The 3,802-nt window shown below is 60.1% G+C and carries 2 protein-coding genes and 1 pseudogene; all 3 read left to right on the forward strand.

The features are described from left to right. Positions 1-343, forward strand: a pseudogene (locus VIM98_RS16915) (sulfite reductase flavoprotein subunit alpha); the annotation flags it as partial. Positions 344-452: 109 nt separating this feature from the next. After that, positions 453-2,681 carry a M1 family metallopeptidase gene (locus VIM98_RS16920; RefSeq protein ID WP_331994286.1) on the forward strand — a complete coding sequence of 743 codons (2,229 nt, stop codon included), beginning with the start codon at positions 453-455 and terminating at the stop codon, positions 2,679-2,681. After that, the gene (locus VIM98_RS16925; RefSeq protein WP_331994287.1) at positions 2,681-3,574 is read left to right on the forward strand and encodes a hypothetical protein; all 894 of its coding nucleotides are present in this window, start codon (positions 2,681-2,683) and stop codon (positions 3,572-3,574) included. Before VIM98_RS16920 ends, VIM98_RS16925 begins: the two co-directional genes overlap by 1 nt. The last annotated feature ends 228 nt before the right edge of the window (positions 3,575-3,802 follow it).

Consider the following 3,802-nt stretch of genomic DNA (forward strand, 5'->3'; position numbering starts at 1 on the left):
GACGGCGGGGCAGCGGCGCAACTGGTTGCTGTTCGGCGAGCGCCATCCCGAGCATGACTTTTTCCATCGCGACGAGATCGAGCGATGGCAACGCGAAGGTGCGATCGAGCGCCTCGACTTGGCTTGGTCGCGCGTGCCGTCGGGACCTGCCTATGTGCAGGATCGCTTGCGCGCCGTGCCGGAGATATTGCAGGCGTGGGTCGCCGAAGGTGCGGCGATCTATGTCTGCGGCAGCCTCGCAGGCATGGCGCCAGGTGTCGAGGCGGTACTGGTCGAGGTACTCGGCAGCGACAAATTCGAACGCTTGCGTATCGAAGGCCGCTATCGCCGCGACGTTTACTGAGCCTCCGAAAAACTTTCCCGTAACAAGTTTCGATGACAGGCGTGACCTTTGGCCTATGCCAGTGTGACAAGGCTTAGCGCACCCTGAACATTCGCTTGGGGAGACATACATGATCATGAGAGTGGGCAGGGGAGGCCGCTTCATTGCGGCGTTCGCGTGCATGATTGGGTGGTGCCAGTTGCTGCAAGCGCAGCAAACTCAGCAAACCACACCGATACCGGCACCCGCAGGTACGGCAACCGTCGCTACAGAGATTCCATTGGTCCACGGCAATGCCGCAGCAGTTGCCGTGCCCAGCGCACCGGGTGCCTGGGGCGGTGAGCGCACCGGCAACGAGCCGACGCTGTCCGATCGTGTCGTGAGCTATCGCATCGATGCCGAGCTGGACGCGTCCAAGCATGCGATCAACGGCCATGAGCAGCTCACCTGGCGTAATCGCAGCGACCGCGAAGTGCGCAGCATCTACATGCATCTGTACCTCAATGCCTTCCAAAACGCGCACAGCACGTTCTTTACCGAGCGCGATCTGCTGACCGCGCACGGCAGCTCGCGTGGTGTGGCTGAAGTAAAGAAGGGCGAATGGGGCTGGATCGACCTCAAGCAGGTGCAGCAGGGCGACCATGCATTGACCTGGCGCTTCGTGCATCCCGATGGCGGTCCGGATGCAGACCAGACCGTGGTGCGCATCGACTTGGCGCAGGCGGTGCCTGCCGGCGCCACGCTGACCCTCGACATCGATTTTCTTAGCCAGCTCCCGCGTGTGATCGAGCGCACCGGTTATTTCGGCGATTTCAACTTAGTCGGGCAATGGTTTCCGAAAATCGGCGTGCTGGAGTTGCCCGGCGAGCGCGGGGCGACCGAGGTGCGCTGGAACGTGCACGAGTTCCATTTCAACAGCGAATTCTATGCCGATTTCGGCAGCTTCGACGTACGTATCACCGCGCCTGCCGACTACACCGTTGGCGCAGTCGGCCAGCAGCAAGGCGAGCCGCAGCGCCAGGGCGATAAAATCGTCTATCACTTCCGCCAGGACGATGTGCACGATTTCGCGTGGGTCGCGGCGAAGGGCTACAAGACGCTGGATGGCAGCTATGAAGGTCCCGGTAGCCCCAAGGTCGCGGTACGGGTGATCTATCCACCCGAATATGTAGCCAGCGCCCAACCGGTGCTCAAGGCAACGATCGACTCGCTCGGATACTTCTCGCGTACGCTGGGAGCGTATCCCTACAACACGGTAACCGCCGTGGTGCCGCCGTATAACGCCACCGAAGCCGGCGGCATGGAATATCCGACCTTCTTTACCGCTGAGGGCTATAGCAAGGTCAACGCCGGTACCTCGGATGTGTTCGAGCTCGATTTTGTCACCATCCATGAATTCGGCCACGGCTATTTTTATGGCCTGCTCGCCTCGAACGAATTCGAAGAGCCGATGCTGGATGAAGGACTCAATGAATTCTGGGATCAGCGCATGCTGATCGAGCGTAAGCAGCGCTTGCTGACACTCGGCGAGCCGTTGCACCGACTGGGTGTGGATTTTTCCTTCGACCCATTTGTGCAGGAGCGTTTGATTGCAGGCCTGGATCAGCCGGTCGACCCGCTTGGCGAGAACGCCTGGAATCGACTGTCCAGCAGCAGCTACGGGACCGTCTATTCGCGTACCGCCACGGCGATGCACGATCTGGAACAGCGCATCGGACATGAGGCGCTCGAGCGCGGCTTCCGCGAGTACTACAAACGCTGGCATTTCCGTCACCCGTCCGCGGCCGATCTGCGCGCCGCGCTGATCGATGCCTCGGGCAATGCGCGCGCCGTCAACGAGATCTTCGACCGCTACGTCTATGGCACTGCGCGTGTCGACGATCGCATCGTGGCGATCGACAACGACGAAGTGCTGCCGAAGCCGGGCACCTATGTGAAGGGCGGTCAGCGCAGCGAACAGGACAGTGACACGCTCGATAAACAGATCGATCGCCAGCGTGAAGACTGGGATCATGCGCACCCCGATCCCAAGAAAGGTACCGGTCCGTTCCCCTGGCAAGGCGTCGTCACTGTCGTGCGCACTGGCATGCCGGTGCCACAGGTGTTGAAAGTGACGTTCGCCGACGGCAGCGTGGAGAATGTTCGATGGGACGACAGCCGACGCTGGGCACGCTTCACCTTCATCAAGCCGAGCAAGATTGTTTCGGCCGAACTCGACCCTGAGCAGAAGATCTACCTGGACGAAAATAAACTCAACGACAGCCGTACGGTCCGCAGCAATGGCGCGGCTTCGCGGCGCTGGACCGCTGACGTGGCGGCGCTGGTGCAGGGCTTCTACTCATTCCTGGTGACGCTGTGATGGCCTATAAATCTGCTCGTCGTGTCGATATGAGCGCGGTATTTCGCGCGTGGATCCATGCCTTGCAATGGCGCCTGTTGCTGTTGTGGCTGATATTGCTGCTGATTCCGACGGCCGTAGTTGCATTGCCGCTATGGGGTTCGCTCAGCGAGTTGCTCGACCATTCGGTACATGCCCAGATTTGGGCGAAGCAGTTCGATGGACTGATGGCCGGCGATACGATTCATCAGATCGCCGCGCACAGTGGCGGCCTGAAGGCTGCGGCGATCGCCGGCACCTTGGTGACCTTGCTGCTGTTGCCATGGCTGAACGGCATGATCGTCGGCGCGGGTCGTAGCGATATGGCGCCGAGCTTGGGCGGTCATTTGCACAACGGTTTGAGCATGTACGGCAAGATGTTCCGCTTGCTGCTGTGGTCGATTCTGTTGTACGCGGGTGCGGCCTGGTTGATCGGGCAAGTCTCCGACATGGCTGACAAGCATGACGCGAAGGCCGTGCTCGAATCGCAGGCCGACATGTGGCGACATGGCTTCTTTGCAGCGGCTGCCATCGTCTTTGTGCTCGTGCACGCGATTGTCGATGCTGCGCGAGGCGCATATATCGCCGACACCTCGTTGCGTTCGGCGACGGTGGCTTTGTTTCGGGGCTTGATGCAGTTGCTGCGCCGACCGTTTTCCATGTTGCTCGCCTATGTGCCGATCAGTGTTGCGGGTTATGCGTTGATCGTCCTATTGGGTATGTTGCGTATCCAGGTGACGGCGTCGGACTGGATGGGATTGCTCGGCGGCTTGCTGGTAGTGCAACTGATTTCTGCGGTGACCGGGTGGACGCAAGCGGCGCGTATTTTTGCCTTGGCTGAAGTAGCGCGATCCTTGGGACGGCGAGCTTATTGATGTTGGCTTGCGGAATCGAGGAGTCCTGGCGGACTCCTCGATTCTCTTGGGTCTTTGCGCCTGCTTTTCTCTGGCGGGAACGATTTTAGGGAACCTCTAAAAACTGGCTCTTCTGTGGGAGCGACTTTCGTCGCGACGATCGTGCCTTATCGCAAGTCCTTGTCGCGACTGAAGTCGCTCCCACAACGATAGGATCCGCTTTCGCTATGTTCGGGCGATTGCGAGGTT

Origin of the sequence: Dyella sp., assembly GCF_036568765.1 — a bacterium.
Classification (GTDB): domain Bacteria; phylum Pseudomonadota; class Gammaproteobacteria; order Xanthomonadales; family Rhodanobacteraceae; genus GSA-30.

What these genes read in the sequence shown, in the direction of transcription:
- VIM98_RS16920 (WP_331994286.1), top strand. Translation starts at nt 453, where the DNA reads ATGATCATGAGAGTGGGCAGGGGAGGCCGCTTCATTGCGGCGTTCGCG.
- VIM98_RS16925 (WP_331994287.1), top strand. Translation starts at nt 2,681, where the DNA reads ATGGCCTATAAATCTGCTCGTCGTGTCGATATGAGCGCGGTATTTCGC.